The following is a 19362-nucleotide window of genomic DNA, read 5'->3' on the forward strand; positions in this document are numbered from 1 at the left end:
GGAATAACAAATTGAATTTATATTATTTTTAAACCTATTAATGCCGCCTTATAGTCGCGCCGCAGGCTCATTTGCCACGAGACGCATATGCTGCATTTAAGGCAGGATAAAGCGTTGCTTTCGCCTCACCGATTGACCTGCAACTCCACCCGCATCGTGCATAAGAAAACACACAGGGGCTTGTCATGAATCTTTCCGTACTGCGTCGCAATCTGCTGATTGGCACACTGGGCCTGGCCTTCAGTGCCGGACTGATGGGGCAAGCGGTTGCCGGCGAGCAACTGCAGAAAATCAAGGATGCCGGCGTCATCAACGTCGGCCTGGAAGGCACTTACCCACCGTTCAGCTATGTGGACGAAAACGGCAAACTGACCGGCTTCGAGGTGGAGTTCTCCGAAGCCCTGGCGCAAAAGCTCGGGGTCAAGGTCAAGCTGCAGCCGACCAAGTGGGACGGCATTCTCGCCGCCCTGGAGTCCAAGCGCCTGGACGCCGTGGTCAACCAGGTGACCATCTCTGAAGAGCGCAAGAAAAAGTACGATTTCTCCATCCCCTATACCGTCTCCGGCATCCAGGCCCTGACCCAGAAGAAGGACGAAGGCAAGTTCAAGACCGCCGCCGACCTGGGTGGCCACAAGGTCGGCGTAGGCCTGGGCACCAACTACGAGCAATGGCTCAAGGACAATGTGCCCACCGCCATCATCAAGACCTACGACGACGATCCGACCAAGTACCAGGACCTGCGCGTAGGCCGTATCGAAGCCATCCTGGTGGACCGCCTGGCGGCCTTCGAGCTGATCAAGAAAACCAAGGACACCCTGGTGGTATCCGGTGAGCCCTTCTCCCGCCAGGAAGCCGGCGTGGCCCTGCGCAAGGGCGAACCTGAACTGCTGGCTGCGGTGAACAAGGCCATCGAGGAACTGCGGGCCGACGGTACCTTGAAAAAACTCTCGGAAAAATACTTCAACGCTGACGTCACCCAATAATGGAAGCAGGCCTGCAACTGGCGCTGGATTCAGCGCCATTTCTTCTCAAGGGCGCGTACTACACGGTCATCCTCAGCCTCGGCGGCATGTTCTTCGGACTGCTGCTGGGCTTTGGCCTGGCCTTGATGCGGCTGTCGCGCTTCAAGCTGCTGAGCTGGATTGCCCGCATCTACGTGTCGTTCTTTCGCGGCACGCCGCTCTTGGTGCAGCTCTTCGTGATCTATTACGGCCTGCCGCAACTGGGGCTGGAACTGGACCCGCTGCCCGCGGCGCTGATCGGTTTCTCCCTGAACATGGCGGCCTATGCCTGTGAAATCCTCAGGGCCGCCATCGGCTCCATCGAGCGTGGCCAATGGGAGGCCGCCGCCAGCATCGGCATGACCCGGGCCCAGACCCTGCGCCGGGCGATCCTGCCGCAAGCCATGCGCACCGCCTTGCCGCCGCTGGGTAACAGTTTCATTTCCCTGGTCAAGGACACGGCCCTGGCCGCCACCATCCAGGTACCGGAACTGTTCCGCCAGGCGCAGCTGATCACCGCCCGCACCTTCGAAATCTTCACCATGTATCTTGCCGCCGCTCTGATCTACTGGATTCTCGCCAGCGTGCTCGCGCACCTGCAGAACCGTCTGGAAGAGCGGGTCAATCGGCACGACCAGGAGTCCTGAAGCCATGATCGTGGTGGAAAAACTGACCAAGCAGTTCAAGGGCCAGACCGTACTCAACGGCATCGACCTGGAGGTCAAGGAAGGCGAGGTGGTTGCCATCATCGGCCCCAGCGGCTCGGGCAAGACCACCTTCCTGCGCTGCCTGAATTTTCTTGAAGAACCGACTAGCGGCCGCATCCGCATCGGTGACATCAGCATCGACAGCAGCATCCCCCTGAGCCAGCAACAAGGGCGGATCCGCCAGTTGCGCCAGCAAGTGGGCTTCGTGTTCCAGAACTTCAACCTGTTCCCCCACCGCACCGCCCTGGAGAACGTCATCGAGGGCCCGCTGGTGGTGAAGAAAACCCCACGGGAACAAGCCATCGCCCTGGGTCGCGCGCTGCTGGCCAAGGTCGGCCTGGCGGGCAAGGAAGACAGCTACCCAAGGCGCCTGTCCGGTGGCCAGCAACAGCGGGTGGCGATTGCCCGGGCCCTGGCCATGGAACCCCGGGTGATCCTGTTCGACGAACCCACCTCGGCCCTCGACCCCGAGCTGGTGGGCGAAGTGCTGGCCACCATCCGCAGCCTGGCCGAAGAGAAACGCACCATGGTCATCGTCACCCACGAGATGAGCTTCGCCCGGGACGTGGCCAACCGAGTGATCTTCTTCGACAAGGGGGTGATCGTCGAACAGGGCGAAGCCAAGGCGCTGTTCGCCAACCCTCAGCAAGAGCGCACCCGACAGTTTCTGAGCAAGTTTCTCAGCGCAAGCCACGCCCCCTTGTAGGAGCCAGCTTGCCGGCGAAAAGGCCCTCGAGCCTTGCATCGCCCTCGCGGACGCCTTCGCTGGCAAGCCAGCTCCTACAGCAGGCCACGCCTCTCATCCCCCTCGTAGGAGCCGGCTTGCCGGCGAAAAGGCCCGCAAGCCTTGCATCGCCCTCGCGGACGCCTTCGCTGGCAAGCCAGCTCCTACAGCAGGCCAGGCCTCTCATCCCCCTCGTAGGAGCCGGCTTGCCGGCGAAAAGGCCCTCAAGCCTTGCATCGCCCTCGCGAACGCCTTCGCTGGCAAGCCAGCTCCTACGTGCAGCTACGGGGTGGTTTTGGGGAGGCATTCGTCGCTGAAACCATAGTCGTAGAAGCACGCTAAGGCCTTGATCCATAACGCCTGCGGGCTTCGATTCAACCCTTCTATTCATATTCCTAAAAGTTAGTTTATTTAATTTTTATACACGCATAGGGTATATGCACCGGACCACCGGACATTCTTGATTCTGATTTCGCCGCATGACGCGGCCTATCCAAAAGATGTGAGGTAGGTATGGTCCGGAACACAATCACCCCAGTGCAGATCGCCAGGGCATTGCGTGCAGCCAAGGAGTGGCGCTGATGTCCAGTCTGATCGAAGCCCAGGTCCAGAGTGACCTGGATATCGCTCCCCTTTTGCTGCCCGCTCGGGTTCTGCGCAACGACGCCGAAGCCCTTCAGGCTGCCCATGAACTGGCCGACGCGGCCCGCCAGCAGGCCGCCCAGCGCGACCGCCAGCGCAAGCTGCCCTGGGCGCAGATCGAACAATTCACCCGCAGCGGCCTGGGCAGTATTTCCGTGCCCCGGGCCTACGGCGGGCCACAGGTGTCCTTCGTCACCCTGGCCGAAGTCTTCGCCATCGTTTCCGCGGCCGACCCGGCCCTGGGGCAAATCCCGCAAAACCAGTTCGGCATCCTCGGCCTGATTCTCGGCTGCGGCACCGAGCGGCAGAAGAAACAACTGCTGCAAAGCGTGCTGGAGGGCTGGCGCATCGGCAATGCCGGCCCGGAACGTGGCACCAAGAACACCCTGGAGCTCAAGGCGCGGATCAGCGCCGACGCCGACGGCCATGTGATCAATGGCCAGAAGTTCTACTCCACCGGCGCCCTGTTCGCCCATTGGGTCGCGGTCAAGGCACTCAACGAAGAAGGCCGCCAAGTGCTGGCCTTTGTCCGCCGTGGCACCCCGGGGCTGCGCATCGTCGATGACTGGTCGGGCTTTGGCCAGCGCACCACCGCCAGCGGCACCATCCTGCTCAACGATGTGCGGGTCGAGTCCGAGTTGGTGCTGGACAACTGGCGGATCAATGAATCGCCGAACATCCAGGGCGCGGTGTCACAACTGATCCAGGCGGCCATCGACGCCGGGATCGCCCGCGAAGCCCTGAAGGACGCCATCAGCTTTGTCCGTGAGCGTTCACGCCCATGGATCGACGCCAACGTTGAACGAGCCAGCGACGACCTCTATGTGATCGCCGATATCGGCAAGCTGCAGATCGAACTGCACGCCGCCGAAGCCCTGCTGCGCAAGGCCGGCCAGGTGCTGGACCAGGTCAGCGCGGCCCCCATCACCGCTGAGTCCGCAGCCCGCGCCTCGATCGCCGTGGCCGAGGCCAAGGTGCTGACCACCGAGGTCTCGCTGCTGGCCAGCGAAAAGCTCTTCGAGCTGGCTGGCAGCCGCGCCACCCTCGCCGAATTCAACCTCGACCGCCACTGGCGCAACGCCCGGGTGCACACCCTGCACGACCCGGTGCGCTGGAAGTACCACGCCGTGGGCGCCTATCACCTGAACGGCACGCTGCCGGCCCGGCACTCCTGGATTTAACCGCCCAGAACGCTTTTGACCAGATCTCTGGAGAAACACATGTCTCTTTCTCAACACGTCGCGGTCATCACCAGCGATGAGCAAGCCCTGATTGTCGCCAGCGACCTGGCGGAAGATTTCAAACGCGACAGCGCCCTGCGCGATCGCGAGCGGCGCCTGCCGCACCCCGAACTGGAAGCCTTTTCCCGCTCCGGCCTGTGGGGCATCAGCGTGCCCAAGGAATACGGCGGCGCCGGGGTCTCCAACGTCACCCTGGCCAAGGTCATTGCCCTGATCGCCGAGGCCGACGCCTCCCTGGGGCAGATCCCGCAGAACCACTTCTACGCCCTGGAAGTACTCCGGGTGAACGGCAGCGAAGCACAGAAACAACGGCTGTACGCCGAAGTCCTGGCTGGCCGGCGTTTCGGCAATGCCCTGGCCGAACTCGGCACCAAGACCGCCCACGACCGCACCACCCGCCTGAGCCGCGACGGCAACGCTCCGGGCTACCGCATCGACGGGCGCAAGTTCTACGCCACCGGCGCCATCTATGCCCAGCGCATTCCCACCTCGGTGGTGGATGAGTACGGCGTGCAGCAACTGGCCTTCGTCCCCGCCGACGCCCAGGGCCTGAGCGTGATTGACGACTGGAGCGGCTTCGGCCAGCGCACCACCGGCAGCGGCTCGGTGCTGTTCGAAAACGTCGCAGTGGACGAAGCCGACGTGGTGCCGTTCCAGAGTGCCTTCGAACGCCCGACCCCGGTCGGCCCGCTGGCGCAGATTCTCCACGCCGCCATCGACACCGGCATCGCCCGCGCCGCCTACGAGGATGCCCTGCGCTTCGTGCGTACCAAGACCCGGCCCTGGATCGACTCCGGTAACGACAAGGCCACCGACGACCCGCTGACCATCAAGAGCTTCGGCCACCTGAGCATCCGCCTGCACGCCACCGAGGCCCTGCTGGAGCGCGCCGGGGAATTCCTCGACCGCGCCCAGGCCGAGACCAACGCCGACACCGTGGCCGCCGCGTCCATTGCCGTGGCCGAGGTCCGCGCCCTGAGCACGGAAATCTCCCTGGCCGCCGGCAGCACCCTGTTCGAACTGGCGGGCAGCCAGGCAACCCTGGCCGAGCACGGCCTGGACCGCCACTGGCGCAACGCCCGGGTGCACACCCTGCACGACCCGGTGCGCTGGAAGTACCACGCGGTGGGCAACTACTACCTGAACCAGCAGAACCCGCCACTGCGGGGGACCATCTGATGGCCACGCCGGAAACCGCCAAGAAGAAGATCCTGCTCAACGCCTTCAACATGAACTGCGTCGGGCACATCAACCACGGCCTGTGGACCCACCCGCGGGACAACTCGACCCAGTACAAGACCCTCGAATACTGGACCGAACTGGCCCAGCTGCTGGAGCGCGGGCTGTTCGACGGGCTGTTCATCGCCGACATCGTCGGGGTCTACGACGTCTACCAGAACTCGGTGGAGGTGCCCCTCAAGGAGTCGATCCAGCTGCCGGTGAACGACCCGCTGCTGCTGGTCACGGCCATGGCCGCGGTCACCCGCAACCTGGGTTTCGGCCTCACCGCCAACCTCACCTACGAGGCGCCCTACCTGTTCGCCCGCAGGCTTTCCACCCTCGATCACCTGAGCCGTGGCCGGGTCGGCTGGAACATCGTCACCGGCTACCTGGACAGCGCCGCCCAGGCCATGGGCCTCAAGGAGCAGATCGAGCACGACCGCCGCTACGACCAGGCCGACGAGTACCTGGAGGTGCTGTACAAACTCTGGGAAGGCAGCTGGGAAGATGACGCAGTGCTCAATGACCCACAGCAGCGGATCTACGCCCAGCCGGACAAGGTGCACAAGGTCGAGCACCAGGGCGAGTTCTACCAGGTCAGCGGCTACCACCTGTGCGAACCGTCGCCCCAGCGCACCCCGGTGCTGTTCCAGGCCGGCAGTTCGGATCGCGGCCTGCTGTTCGCCGGACGCCACGCCGAATGCGTGTTCATCAGCGGGCAGAACAAAGCCGCGACCAAGGCCCAGGTGGACAAGGTCCGCGCCAGCGCCGTGGCCGCCGGGCGCAACCCCGACGACATCAAGGTGTTCATGGGCCTCAACGTGATAGTCGGCGAGACCGAGGAACTGGCCTGGAAGAAACATGCCGAGTACCGCAGCCACGCCAGCGCCGAAGCTGGGGTGGCGCATTTCTCTGCTTCCACCGGGATCGATTTTTCCCAGTACGAGATCGACGAACCTATCCAGTACGTGAAGAGCAATGCCATCCAGTCGGCCACCAAGCACCTGCAGAACAACGACTGGACCCGGCGCAAGCTGCTGGAGCAGCACGCCCTCGGTGGTCGCTACTTCACCCTGGTGGGCTCCCCCGAACAAGTGGCCGACGACCTGGAATCCTGGATCGCCGAAACCGGCCTGGACGGCTTCAACCTGACCCGCATCGTCACCCCGGAAAGCTACGTCGACTTCATCGACCTGGTGATCCCCGAACTGCAGCGGCGCGGCTCCTACAAGACCGCCTACGACAGCGGCACCCTGCGGGAAAAACTGTTCCACGAAGGCCGCAAGCTGCCCGAACGACACACCGGCGCGGCCTACCGCCGCTAACCGCTTCGCCGGCAAGCCGGCTCCTACACACCTCACTGTAGGCGCTGGCTTGCCAGCGAAGAGGCCCGCAACCACACCCCATTCCCTGGCCCCGACTCGGACCCTGACCCATATGAAAACCACACGCCTGTGCCACCCGGTCAAAGCCCTGGCCCTCGCCCTCGGCCTGTTCAGCAGCGCCGTGTTCGCCGCTGACGCCCCCCTCAAGGTCGGCACCACCGCCGCCTTCGCCATTCCCCTGGAAGCCGCCGTGGAAGAGGCCGGCAAACAGGGCCTGAAGGTGGAGCTGGTGGAGTTCACCGACTGGATCGCGCCCAACGTCAGCCTGGCCGCCGGCGATATCGACGTGAACTACTTCCAGCACATTCCCTTCCTGGAAAACGCCAAGGCCGCCGCCGGTTTCGACCTGGTGCCCTTCGCCCCGGGCATCATCAACAACGTCGGCCTGTACTCGAAGAAATACCACAGCTTCGCCGAACTGCCCCAAGGCGCCAGCGTGGCCATCGCCAACGACCCGATCAACAGCGGGCGCGGCCTGCAACTGCTGGCCAAGGCCGGGCTGATCACCCTCAAGCCGGGGGTCGGCTACAAGGCCACCGAAGAAGACATCGTCAGCAATCCAAAGAAGATCAAGATCCTCCAGGTGGAAGCCGTGCAACTGGTGCGCGCCTATGACGACGCCGACCTGGTCCAGGGCTACCCGGCCTACATTCGCCTGGCCAAGACCTTCGATGCCGGCTCGGCGCTGCTGTTCGACGGCCTGGACCACAAGGAATACGTGATCCAGTTCGTGATCCAGCCCAAGAGCAAGAACGACCCGCGGCTGATCAAGTTCGTCGACATCTACCAGCATTCGCCAGCCGTTCGCGCCGCCCTGGACAAGGCCCACGGCACGCTCTACCAAGCCGGCTGGGAAGGTTGAAATGAGCGTCGCGACTCTCCAGCGCAAGCTGCCGGAACCTGCGCCCCAGAGCGCCGGGCAGGCCGAACTGCACCCCGAGCTGAACCGCGCCCAGGTGCGCTTTATCGGCCTGGGCAAGACCTACCAGGGCCAGCAGGGGCCGGTGCAGGCCCTGCACGGCATCGACCTGGCGATCCAGCGCGGCGAGGTGTTCGGCATCATCGGCCGCAGCGGCGCCGGCAAGTCGTCGCTGATCCGCACCATCAACCGCCTGGAGCAGCCCAGCAGCGGCCGGGTGCTGATCGACCAGGTGGACATCGGCGAGTTCGACGAAGACCGCCTGGTGGCCCTGCGCCGACGCATCGGCATGATCTTCCAGCACTTCAACCTGATGTCGGCCAAGACCGTGTGGCACAACGTCGAGCTGCCATTGAAGGTGGCCGGGGTGCCCAAGGACCTGCGCGCGCGCAAGGTGCGCGAACTGCTGGAACTGGTGGGCCTCAAGGACAAGCACCGGGCCTACCCGGCGCAGCTGTCCGGCGGCCAGAAGCAGCGCGTGGGCATCGCTCGGGCCCTGGTCCACGACCCCGAGATCCTGCTCTGCGACGAAGCCACCTCGGCCCTGGACCCGGAGACCACCCAGTCGATCCTCGGCCTGCTCAAAGAGATCAACCAGCGCCTGGGCCTGACCATCATCCTGATCACCCACGAGATGGCAGTGATCCGCGAGATCTGCGACCGGGTGGTGGTGCTCGAGCACGGGCGCATTGTCGAGCAGGGGCCGGTCTGGGAGGTGTTCGGCAACCCTCGACACGAGGTCAGCAAGACCCTGCTGGCACCCTTGCAGCAGGGCCTGCCCGAGGACCTGCAAAGCCGCCTGCGCAGCCAGCCCGAGTCCGCCGATGCGGCAGTGGTCCTGAGCCTGCGCTTTACCGGCGGCGGCCGCGAGGAGCCGGACCTGGCGGCCTTGTTCAGCGCCCTGGGCGGGCGAGTGCGCCTGCTGCAGGGCGGAGTCGAACGGATCCAGGGCCATGCCCTGGGGCAACTGCTGCTGGCGGTCCAGGGCTCGTCCCTGGGCACCGTGGAGCTGCGTCAGCGGGCCGAGCAATGGGCACAGCAGGTGGAGGTACTGGGCTATGTGGTTTGATCGTTTGTTGCAGGGCATCCTCGACACCCTGCTGATGGTTGGCGTGTCCTCGCTGATTGCCCTGCTGGCGGGGATTCCCCTGGCGGTGATCCTGGTCACCAGCGGCAAGGGCGGGATCTATGAGGCGCCGAACCTGAACCGGGCGCTGGGGGCCTTCGTCAACCTGTTCCGCTCGATTCCGTTCCTGATCCTGATGGTGGCGCTGATTCCCTTTACCCGCTTGATCGTCGGCACCACTTACGGCGTCTGGGCGGCAGTAGTGCCGCTGACCATCGCCGCTACGCCGTTCTTTGCGCGGATCGCCGAAGTCAGCCTGCGTGAGGTCGACCACGGCCTGATCGAGGCCGCACAGGCCATGGGTTGCCGGCGCTGGCACATCGTCTGGCACGTGCTGCTGCCCGAAGCGCTGCCGGGCATCGTCGGTGGCTTCACCATCACCTTGGTGACCATGATCAACTCTTCGGCCATGGCCGGGGCGATTGGCGCGGGTGGCCTGGGGGACATTGCCTACCGCTACGGTTACCAGCGTTTCGACAGCCAGATCATGCTCACGGTGATCGTGCTGCTGGTGATCCTGGTGGCGGCGATCCAGCTGGGTGGCGACCGCCTGGCGCGGGTGCTGAACAAGCGTTGAGGGCGGCGGTGGCCGTTCGGACGCCTTCGCGAGCAAGCTCGCTCCTACCAGGGACTGCACACAACCTGTAGGAGCGAGCTTGCTCGCGAAAAGGCCGCCAGGTCGCCATTGGAGGTATATTTGCTGCCTCCCTTCTACCCACGCAGCCCGCCATGAAACTCGCCCCCGACGATCTCGAAAGCATCACCGCAACCACCCTCGGCCACTACAACCAGGTGGCCGAAGGTTTTCGCGAAGGCACCCGCGACCACGATGTGAGCCAGAACATCGACGCGCTGCTGCGGCATATCCAGGGCAAAGCGCCGTTCACCGTACTGGATTTCGGCTGCGGCCCCGGCCGCGACCTGCAAGCCTTTACCCGCCTGGGCCATATCGCCGTCGGCCTCGACGGCTGCGAGCGCTTCGCCCAGATGGCCCGGGAAGACAGCGGCTGCGAGGTCTGGCAGCAGGACTTCCTCAAGCTCGAGCTGCCGGCCGAACGCTTCGACGGGATCTTCGCCAACGCGGTGCTGTTCCACATTCCCCGCCAGGAACTGCCGCGGGTGCTCAAGCAACTGCATGCCAGCCTCAAGAACGGCGGCGTGCTGTTCAGCTCCAATCCCCGGGGTGATAACCAGGAAGGCTGGAACGGCCCGCGCTACGGCGCCTACCACGACCTGGCGGCTTGGCAGGCATTGCTGACGGATGCCGGCTTTGTCGAGCTGGAGCATTACTACCGCCCCGCCGGCCTGCCGCGCGAGCAACAGCCATGGCTGGCCAGCGTCTGGCGCAAGGCCTGAGGCCACGGCCTGCCGCCGGGCGGCTCAGGGCTGGCGCGCGACCTGATACTCACGCACCTCGCCGTCCGCCAGCAGTGCCTTGATGCTCTGCCCCGGCAACCTCACGCCCTGCACTTCACGGGCGTGGGCATCGAAATTCGCCAGCAGCCGCGAACCGTCGGCAAAGGTGGTCTGCTGCACCTGGCGGTCCGCCGTCAGCCAGCGAAAATCCGTGAGGGCCTGGGTGCCCAGGCGCTGGTGCAAAGGCTGGAAAAATGCATCCTGGCGGACCATCGGCGGCAGGCGCTGGCGCAGGGTGGCGGCACTCAGGTGATACAAGGGCGGCACGTTGTAGAGCAGCTGGGCCAATTCGTTCTCGACCCGCACATTGCTCAATTTTAGGCTGTCGAACAGCCAATGGTGGCTGGTCACCAGCGACCCATGGAACACCGCCTGGTACAACGGCACACGTGTCGCCGGCGCGAAATACACCGTGCGGTAGGGCTCCTTGAGCGGCGCGCTCTTGAAGAACACCGCTGGCTGCTCCGGCGGGTACCAGTTGCCCAGGTAGTAGGGCGACTTCACCTCCTTGCTCATCTGCTCATCGCCCCAGCCTATGACTGGGGTCTGCATGCCATGGGCGAACAGCACGCCGCCGGCCGTCACCCCATTGCCGTCTTCGGAGCCGCTGACCAGTTGCTGCTGCTCGGCAATCCAGCGCGAAGCATCGATATTGCCCTCAGCGTTCTGCGCCTGGGTCATCGGCCTCTCGGCGCGGTAGCTGTCGAACAGCATGCCGGTGGCGTAGGCATCGAGGAACCAACTGTTGAACCCGACCCGGGCCTGCACGGCCTTGACCCGGGCCTCCAGCAATGGCCTGACGCAACGTGGGTCGGTGTAATGCCCGGACTGCTGGAAACCGCTTTTGAGCTGGCCGTTTTCCAGCACAATCGCGCACTCGCGGTTGGCCCGCGAGCCCAGGTGGGCGGTGCTCCAGTCGGGGTTTTCATTGCTGCGCAACGCGGTCTCGTAGGAGTCGTAGGGCGCCACCAGATAACCCGCGGCCACCCCGGCCCGCACCGCTTCGGGGTGCCATAGCCCGCCCTCCCAACCTTCGCCGAGGCCCAGCCACAAACGGCTCAGCCCGGCCGCCTGCAAACGCTCCATGGTCGCCAGCGACAGGCTGCTGCCCCAACGCGCCGGGTCGGTGTTCAAGGCCGTGGCAAAGACCTTGGCCACCTGCGTGCGCAGCTCGCCGTAACCCTGGGCCAGGGCTTGCATGTCGGGCTCGTCCGCGCCCTGCCAGCCCAGACGGGCCTGCTGGTTCAGCGCGCTGTTGAGGCCGCGCAGCAGGGTGGTGCGCTGATAGGCATCCAGGTTGGCCGCCGGCGCCTTAAGGATCTGCGCGCTGTCCTTGTCCAGGCCGGCCCGCAGCTTCATCGCCAGCGGCTCGTTACCCTGCAAGTCCTGTAGCAACTGCGGCCAGTTGCGCACATCGTCGCTCCCCAGCAGATCGTTGCCCCACAGATAAACATGACTGGCCCCCAGCAACTTGCTGCCTTGCGGCGTGCGCGCCAGCTTGGCCTCCAGGGTCTCGTAGCGCCCGTTGTCGATCAGCCATTGGCGATAGCGCTTGGCGCCCGCCAGCAGGTCGGCGTCGCCAAGGTACAAGGTCATGGTCAGCGGCGCATCGGGTTCCAGGCGGGTGAACTGATGCTGCCCCGTCAGCGCCATGGCCGGCCCTTCGGCGCTCAGGCTCAGGCGGTTGTTATAGGGTCGGGTCAGTAGCCAGCTCAGGGTGAAGGCGCCGTGATCCAGGGTCCACAGCGGCAGGCTCAGGTCCTGGGTACTGTTGACTTCGCCCTGGTCCAGTAGAAACCGTTGCCAGCGCAGGTCCCCCGTCGGTACGTAGTGCCCCTCGGCCAAAGGCCAGACCAGCCCCCTGCCCATGGCGCTGGCCGGCTGGCGCAGAAACGTCAGCGAGCCCGGCTCCCGGGCCTGGATGGAGAACACCAGGTCGCGCTGGCGCAGGGTCGCGCTCAGGCTCCAGGCGCCATCGTCCCATTGCCAACTGAGCTGCTGCGGCGTCTGTTGCAAGGCGCTGACCCGGTGGTTGTCCACACCCGCCGAGGCTTGCACGGCCGGCTGACCGGCAGGGGTCACGCGAATCGCCAGGGTCGCCGGATCGATCTCGACCTGCCACAACGAGTTTTCCAACAACGGCTGGGCCAGCGCCCAGGGCGACAGCAGCAGGGCGGCGGCGAGTAACAGGCCACGCAGAGGCCGGGCAACGCAGGGCATGAGCAATCCCTTCTCGAATGAATGCCCAGAGTGTAAAGCAAAGCGCCGCCCGTCCCGCCGGCATCCGGGAACAGCCCTGTGCGCAACACGCACAGGGCCCTGCCTCAACCGGCTTCTTTCTGCGGTTCGCGAATCTTGTACCAGGCCACATACAGCGCCGGGAGGAACAGCAGGGTAAGCAAGGTGGCGACGATGATGCCGCCGATCATGGCGTAGGCCATCGGCCCCCAGAACACTTCCCGGGCAATCGGGATCATCCCCAGGCTGGCCGCCGCGGCAGTCAGCAGGATCGGCCGCCGTCGATGGTGGGTGGCTTCCAGCACCGCGTCCCAGGGGTGATAGCCGTCGCGCTCGTAGTCGTCGATCTGGGTCACCAGGATCACCGAGTTGCGGATGATGATGCCGATCAGCGCGAGGATCCCGAGGATCGCCACAAAGCCCATGGGCGTGCCCGTGGGCACCAGGGCCAGGACCACGCCGATCAGCCCCAGGGGCGCCACGCTGGCCACCAGGAACAGCTTCTGCACGCTGTGCAGCTGGATCATCAGGAAGGTCGCCATGAGGAACAGCATCAGCGGCACCACCTTGGCAATCGGCCCCTGGGCCTTGCCGCTTTCCTCCACGGTGCCGCCGGTGGCCACCGAATAGCCGGCAGGCAGTTGCGCGGCAAACTTATCGATGTCCGGCTTCAGTTGCTTGACCAGGTCGGTGGGCTGGATCGCATCGCGCACCGCGGCCTTGATGGTGATGGTCGGCTTGCGGTCGCGGCGCCACACCAGTGGCTGCTCCAGTTCGTAGCGCACGGTGGCGAAGGCCAGCAGCGGGATCGAGGTGCCGCTGGGGGTGACGATCTGCAGGTTCTGCAGGGTTTCCGGCGAGCCGCGCTCGTTGTCGTCGGCGCGGCCGACCACGTTGATCAGGTAGATGTCGTCATGCACCTGGGTCACGGTGGAGCCGCTGACGATGCTGTTCATCAGTTGCGCCACGTCCTCCGAGGACAGCCCCAACTGCCGCGCCTTGTCCTGGGCGATGTCGATGCGCAGCACTTTGCCGGGCTCGTTCCAGTCGTAGATGATCTCGCCGATGTGCGGGTTCTTGTCCAGTTCGGTGGCCAGTTCGATGGCGTGCTTGCGCACCTGGTCGATGTCCTTGCCGCTGACCCGGTACTGGATCGGCCGCCCCACCGGCGGGCCCATCTCCAGAGCCTGGACATAGCTGCCGATGCCGACGAAGTCTTCGCGCAGGCGCTTCTGCAGGCGCTGGGTCAGGGCCGTGCGCTGCTCCAGGCCCTTGCTGACGATCACCAGCTGGGCGTAGTAGGGGTTCTGCAACTGCTGGTCCAGGGGCAGGTAGAAACGGATCGCGCCCTCGCCGATGTAGGTGCTCCAGCGCTCGATGTCCGGGTCGTCCTTGAGGGTCGCTTCCAGGCGGTCCACGGCCTGACGGGTCTCGTTGATCGAGGCGTTCTGCGGCAGGTTGAGGTCCACCAGGATCTCCGGCCGGTCCGATGACGGGAAGAACTGGTTCTGCACGAACCGCATGCAGAACACCGACGCCACGAACAGCAGCACGGTGATGCCGATGGCCCACCAGCGGTTGCGCATGGCCCACAGCAGGCCGCCGTTGAAGGCGCGTCCGATACGCCCCGGCTCCTCGGAATGGGGTTTGATGTTGGTGCTGAGAATGTGGATGCCGATCACCGGGGCAAACAGCACCGCGACGATCCAGGACACCAGCATGGCCACCGCAATCACCGCGAACAGGGTGAAGGTGTACTCACCGGCAGAGCTGGCGTTGAGGCCGATGGGCACGAAGCCGGCCACGGTCACCAGGGTCCCGGTGAGCATCGGGAAGGCGGTGGAGGTGTAGGCGAAGGTCGCGGCCTGCTCCTTGCTCTCGCCCTTCTCCAGCCGCGTGACCATCATTTCCACGGTGATCATCGCGTCGTCCACCAGCAGCCCCAGGGCGATGATCAGCGCCCCCAGGGAGATCCGCTGCATGGTGATGCCGCTGTACTCCATGAACACGAAGACCATGGCCAGCACCAGCGGAATCGAGCAGGCCACCACCAGCCCGGCGCGTACCCCGAGGCTGATGAAGCTCACCACCAGGACGATGATCACCGCCTCGAACAGGGCGCTGGTAAAACCGCCCACCGCCTCTTCCACCACTTCGGCCTGGTCGGACACCTTGTGCACCCCGACGCCCACCGGCAGGTCGGCGGTCAGCTGGTCCATGCGCGCGTGCAGGGCCTTGCCGAAGTCCTGGATGTTGCCGCCCTTCTTCATGGCGATCGCCAGGCCGATGGCCGGCTTGCCATTGAAGCGGAACAGCGGCGTGGAAGGGTCGACATAGCCGCGGCTAATCTCGGCGATGTCCGCCAGCCGGTAGAAGCGATCGTTGAGCCGCAGGTTGACCGTGGCCAGGTCCTTCTCCGAGGCGAACTGCCCGGACGTGCGCACCGAGATGCGCTCCGGCCCCGCCTCGATCACCCCGGCCGGGGTCACCGCGTTCTGCGATTGCAGGCTCTGCAGGACCTGGCGCTGGTCGATGCCCAGGGCCGCCAGCTTGCGGGTGGAGAAGTTCAGGTAGATGACTTCGTCCTGCTCGCCGACCATCTCCACCTTGCCCAGGTTCGGCACTTCGCGGATCTCGGCCCGTACCTGCTCCACGTAGTCGCGCAGCTGGCGCATGCTCAGGCCGTCGGCGGTGAAGGCGTAGATCGAACCGAACACATCGCCGAACTCATCGTTGAACCCCGGACCTTGCAGGCCCTGGGGAAAGTCGCCGCGGATGTCGTTGATCTTCTTGCGCACCTGGTACCAGATCTCGGGAATGTCCTTGGCGCTGGTGGTGTCGCGCAGGTAGACGAACACCGTCGATTCGCCGGGGCGGGTGTAGCTTTTCACGTAGTCCAGGGAGTCCAGCTCTTCGAGCTTCTTCTCGATGCGGTCGGTGACCTGCTTCAGGGTTTCTTCCTGGGTCGCGCCGGGCCAGCGGGTCTGGATGACCATGGTCTTGATGGTGAAGGACGGGTCTTCTTCACGCCCCAGGTTCATGTAGGAAAACACGCCCATCAGCAGCGCGACGAACATCAGGTACCAGACGAAGGACTGATGTTTGATCGCCCATTCGGACAGGTTGAAGCTCCCTTTGCTGTCGGGCGTCATGGTGCGCGGTCCTCGTCGAATTTGACTTTCTGCCCCGGCTTGAGGCTATTGACGCCGGCACTGACCACCCGCTCGCCGGGCTTGACGCCGTGGCTGATCAACGCCGAAGCGCTGTCGCGGCTGAGCACCGTGACCTCGCGTGGGGCGACGGTCTGGGTCTGGGGGTCGATGACCCAGATCCGGGTCTGGCCCTGCACCTCTTGCAGGGCCGTCAGCGGCAGTTCGGTGCGCGGCTCGATGGCGGTGCTCAGGGTCACGCTGATGGCGGTGCCCAGGCGAAAGGCTTCGGGGGTGTCCTTGAGGGTCAGGCGCGCACGGCGGGTACGGGTCGCGCTCTGGGCCTGGGGCTCGATCTCGCGCACCGTGGCAGTGGTGTTGATGCTTGGGTCCAGTTGCGCGGCGACGGTGAATTCCACACCGGCCGGCAGTTGGTCCACCAGGCTGGCCGGCAGGTCGATCACCGCTTCCTTGATCTCCGGCCGGGCCAGGGTCACCACTTGCTGGCCGGCGGTCACCACCTGCCCGGCTTCGGCATTCCAGGCGGTGATCACGCCGCCGTGATCGCTGCGCAGTTCGCTGTAGTTGAGCTGATCCTGGGCCTGGCGCACCGAGGCCTTAGCCTGGTCCAGGGAAGCGCCGGTGGTCTTCAGGTCGGTCTGGGCGATGTCCAGTTGCGCCTGGGCGCCCACGCCGCGATCGAACAGCTCCTGTTGGCGCCGGGCATTGGCCTGGGCGTTGATCCACTGCGCCTCGACCTTGGCCAGGTCACCCTGGGCGGCGCGCAACTGGTTCTGCTGATCGGTGGGGTCCAGGGTCGCCAGCAAGTCCCCAGGCCCGACTTCGGCGCCGACATCCACATTGCGGTTGGCGATGCGCCCCGGCACCCGGAAGCCCAGGTTGGTCTCGTAGCGGGCCTGGATGGTGCCGGCAAAGCGCCCCAGGCTTTCCTCGGCCTGGGGCGTCACCTGGATCGACAGCACCGGGCGCACCGGCTCCGGCGCCGGCTCTTCCTTGGAGCAGCCCAACAGCAAGGCGCTGGCACACAACAACGGCAGCAGGCGCTTCATGGTTGTGCTCCCTAGTCCCTGGTCTGCGAGGCGATCTCGACGAACATCCCCGGGTGCAGCAACTGCCCACCCGCCACCACCACTTTCTCACCACCCTTGAGGCCGTCGCTGATGATCACCTTGCCGGTCAGGTAGCGTCCGACCTTGACCTCGTGCAGAGCGGTCTTGCCGTCCTCGCCCACCAGCCACACGGCGGGTTCGCTGAGGTTCTTGGTCAGGGCCGACCAGGGCAGCACCACGCTGGCCTTGCCGTGGGCCCGTGCGGTGGCGCTGACCACCGAGCCCAGGTCCATGCCCGGCGGCAACGAATCGAGCACCACCTTGACCTGCACCGTGCCGCTCTGGGCCGAGACCACCGGCGTCACCTCGCGGACCTTGCCGGTGGTGGTCACCTTGGGGTTGTCCAGCAGGCTGATGTGGATGGTTTCCTGGCCCGGCGGCTGCATCAGCAGCGATTCGTAGACGTTGAACACCGCGTCACGCTCACCATCCCGGGCCAGGCTGAAGATCGGCACCGTGGCCTGCACCACCTGGCCGACCTCGGCCTGGCGCGCGGTGATCACCCCCGGTGCCTCGGCCACCAGCTCGGTGTAGCTCAGTTGCTCGCGGGCGTTGGCCAGTTGCGCCTGGGCCGCACTCAGGGCGCTCTGGCTGCTGCGCAGGGCGGCCTGGGCCGAATCGTATTCGCTCTGGCTGGTGTAGCCCTTGGGCAAGAGCTTCTGCTGGCGGACAAACGCCGCGCTGGCCTGCTTGACCCGCGCCTGCTCGGCGAACACCGAAGCGGCGGCGGAGTCGACATTGGTCTGCAGATCCTTGGGATCGAGCTTGGCCAGCACCTGCTGCGCCGTGACCCGATCGCCGACATCCACCATGCGCTGGATGATCTTGCCACCGACGCGGAACGACAGTTCGGTCTGCACCCGGGCCTGGACGTCACCGGTGAGGGTCACCGAAGGCGCGAAATCACTGCTCTGCACCTCCAGGATGCGTACCCGCGGACGCTCCTTTTCCCCGGGTTTCTCCGCCCCGCAGCCGCCGAGCAGCAGCAACAGGGTCAATCCCACTATCCACTTCGAATTGAACGCAGCCATGCAGGCTCCTTTTGCGTGATGCTGTCTCGCCAGTGACGTTACGACTGTGAGCTTAGAACAGGGTTCAACCCTTGCACGCCGCTCTCATAACCGGTTTTTTGTGGCGAGGGAGCGTGCCTGCGCTCGGCCGGCGCCCCGGCACACAGCCGCCGCCACACCGCGCAACGCGCGCCATCCAGGCAGGCCCCGGGCGCCTGCACCATCGGGCACACGCAAGCTGTGCAGCGACAAATCAGGCACACTGCGCACCACGCAACAGGAGACCCGGCATGCTCAAGACCCTGGCGGTGGCCAATTACCGCTCCATCAACACACTGGTGATTCCCCTGGGTCGGCTGAACCTGATCACCGGCGCCAACGGCAGCGGCAAATCCAACCTGTACCGCGCCCTGCGCCTGCTGGCGGAAACCGCCCAGGGCGGAGTGGTCAACGCCCTGGCCCGGGAAGGCGGGCTGGATTCGACTTTCTGGGCCGGGCCGGAAAAGCTCACCCGGCGCATGCGCAAGGGCGAAGTGCCGATCGAAGCCAGCGTGCGTTCTTCGAGCAAGCGCCTGCGCCTGGGCTTTGCCGGTGAAGACTTCAGCTACGCCATCGCCCTGGGCCTGCCGGAACCGAGCAACTCGGTGTTTGCCCTGGACCCGCAGATCAAGAAGGAGTGCATCTGGTCCGGGCCGTTCTATCGTCCCGCCAGCCTGCTGGTGGACCGCGACGGCCCGCTGATCCGTGCACGCCAGGGCCGCAGCTGGGACGTGCTGAGCCAGCACACGCCGAGCTTCGACAGCCTGTTCGATCAAGTGGGCAGCCTGCGCGGCTCGCCGGAAGTGCTGCAGATGCGCGAATTCATCCGCCGCTGGCGCTTCTACGATCACTTTCGCAGCGACAGCGAAGCCCCGGTGCGCCAACCCCAACTGGGCACCCGCACGCCGGTGCTGCATCACGATGGCCGCGACCTGGCGGCGGCGTTGCAGACCATTCGCGAGATCGGCGACCCCGAGGCCCTCGACGCCGCCATCAGCGATGCCTTTCCCGGCGCACGCCTGGACATCGCACCGCTGCCGGGCGGACGTTTTGCCATCGAGTTCTATCAGGAAGGATTGCTGCGGCCGCTGTCGGCGGCGGAACTGTCGGACGGCACCCTGCGCTATCTGCTGCTGGTGGCCGCGTTGCTGACCCCGCGCCCACCGAGCCTGATGGTGCTCAACGAACCGGAGACCAGCCTGCACCCGGACCTGTTGCCGGCCCTGGCGCGCCTGATCATCAGCGCTTCCGAGCAGTGCCAGGTGTGGGTGGTGTCCCACGCCCGGCGCCTGATCGCGGCCTTGCAGCAAGACCCGGAATGCAACTGCATCGTGCTGGACAAAGAGCTGGGCCAGACCGGCATCGTCGGCCAGCGGATGCTCGACGAACCGGCCTGGTACTGGCCCGACTGAAC

General features: G+C 65.3%; 15 protein-coding genes. 11 read left to right on the top strand and 4 right to left on the bottom strand.

From position 1 onward, the window contains the following. Nucleotides 1–185: 185 nt before the first annotated feature. The 10 genes from tcyJ (at nucleotide 186) to U873_RS0112055 (ending at nucleotide 10322) form a co-directional block, all read left to right on the top strand. Nucleotides 186–983 (top strand): cystine ABC transporter substrate-binding protein, encoded by a 798-nt coding sequence (gene tcyJ, locus U873_RS0112010; protein ID WP_025128499.1) that lies wholly within the window; start codon nucleotides 186–188, stop codon nucleotides 981–983. Continuing rightward, complete coding sequence (gene tcyL, locus U873_RS0112015) at nucleotides 983–1648, top strand: cystine ABC transporter permease (RefSeq protein ID WP_025128500.1); 666 nt, start codon at nucleotides 983–985, stop codon at nucleotides 1646–1648. Before tcyJ ends, tcyL begins: the two co-directional genes overlap by 1 nt. A 4-nt stretch (nucleotides 1649–1652) precedes the next feature. Beyond that, nucleotides 1653–2414, top strand: coding sequence for an L-cystine ABC transporter ATP-binding protein TcyN (gene tcyN / locus U873_RS0112020; RefSeq protein ID WP_025128501.1), 762 nt, complete (start codon nucleotides 1653–1655; stop codon nucleotides 2412–2414). 599 nt (nucleotides 2415–3013) lie between these two features. Next, entirely contained in the window at nucleotides 3014–4255 is a 1242-nt protein-coding gene (locus U873_RS0112025) for an SfnB family sulfur acquisition oxidoreductase (protein WP_025128502.1), read from the top strand. Nucleotides 4256–4294: 39 nt separating this feature from the next. Then, nucleotides 4295–5494 carry an SfnB family sulfur acquisition oxidoreductase gene (locus U873_RS0112030; RefSeq protein ID WP_025128503.1) on the top strand — a complete coding sequence of 400 codons (1200 nt, stop codon included), beginning with the start codon at nucleotides 4295–4297 and terminating at the stop codon, nucleotides 5492–5494. Beyond that, nucleotides 5494–6861, top strand: coding sequence for an LLM class flavin-dependent oxidoreductase (locus U873_RS0112035; protein WP_025128504.1), 1368 nt, complete (start codon nucleotides 5494–5496; stop codon nucleotides 6859–6861). Before U873_RS0112030 ends, U873_RS0112035 begins: the two co-directional genes overlap by 1 nt. Nucleotides 6862–6973: 112 nt before the next feature. Then, complete coding sequence (locus U873_RS0112040) at nucleotides 6974–7783, top strand: MetQ/NlpA family ABC transporter substrate-binding protein (RefSeq protein ID WP_025128505.1); 810 nt, start codon at nucleotides 6974–6976, stop codon at nucleotides 7781–7783. 1 nt (nucleotide 7784) lies between these two features. Then, nucleotides 7785–8909, top strand: a complete 1125-nt coding sequence (locus tag U873_RS0112045) for a methionine ABC transporter ATP-binding protein (RefSeq protein WP_025128506.1) — start codon at nucleotides 7785–7787, stop codon at nucleotides 8907–8909. Then, complete coding sequence (locus tag U873_RS0112050) at nucleotides 8899–9543, top strand: methionine ABC transporter permease (protein WP_011058620.1); 645 nt, start codon at nucleotides 8899–8901, stop codon at nucleotides 9541–9543. Before U873_RS0112045 ends, U873_RS0112050 begins: the two co-directional genes overlap by 11 nt. Before the next feature lie 152 nt (nucleotides 9544–9695). Continuing rightward, entirely contained in the window at nucleotides 9696–10322 is a 627-nt protein-coding gene (locus tag U873_RS0112055; protein WP_025128507.1) for a bifunctional 2-polyprenyl-6-hydroxyphenol methylase/3-demethylubiquinol 3-O-methyltransferase UbiG, read from the top strand. Nucleotides 10323–10346: 24 nt separating this feature from the next. Here U873_RS0112055 and U873_RS0112060 read toward each other — a convergent pair whose 3' ends face one another. The 4 genes from U873_RS0112060 to U873_RS0112075 all read right to left on the bottom strand — a co-directional run bounded on the left by U873_RS0112060 (nucleotide 10347) and on the right by U873_RS0112075 (nucleotide 17930). Beyond that, complete coding sequence (locus U873_RS0112060) at nucleotides 10347–12602, bottom strand: glycoside hydrolase (RefSeq protein ID WP_025128508.1); 2256 nt, start codon at nucleotides 12600–12602, stop codon at nucleotides 10347–10349. A gap of 104 nt (nucleotides 12603–12706) precedes the next feature. Next, entirely contained in the window at nucleotides 12707–15772 is a 3066-nt protein-coding gene (locus tag U873_RS0112065) for an efflux RND transporter permease subunit (RefSeq protein WP_025128509.1), read from the bottom strand. Next, on the bottom strand, nucleotides 15769–16839 hold the full coding sequence (locus U873_RS0112070; protein WP_025128510.1) for an efflux RND transporter periplasmic adaptor subunit: 1071 nt from the start codon (nucleotides 16837–16839) through the stop codon (nucleotides 15769–15771). The genes U873_RS0112065 and U873_RS0112070 overlap by 4 nt, the downstream gene beginning before the upstream one ends. 11 nt (nucleotides 16840–16850) lie before the next feature. Further along, complete coding sequence (locus U873_RS0112075; RefSeq protein WP_029978352.1) at nucleotides 16851–17930, bottom strand: efflux RND transporter periplasmic adaptor subunit; 1080 nt, start codon at nucleotides 17928–17930, stop codon at nucleotides 16851–16853. Between the two features lie 269 nt (nucleotides 17931–18199). On the opposite strand from U873_RS0112075, the gene U873_RS0112080 reads away from it, so the two are divergent. Next, nucleotides 18200–19360, top strand: a complete 1161-nt coding sequence (locus tag U873_RS0112080) for an AAA family ATPase (RefSeq protein WP_025128511.1) — start codon at nucleotides 18200–18202, stop codon at nucleotides 19358–19360. Nucleotides 19361–19362: the final 2 nt, after the last annotated feature.

The sequence above is a fragment of the Pseudomonas sp. PH1b genome (genome assembly GCF_000633395.1).
In the GTDB taxonomy this organism is placed as follows: Bacteria; Pseudomonadota; Gammaproteobacteria; order Pseudomonadales; family Pseudomonadaceae; genus Aquipseudomonas.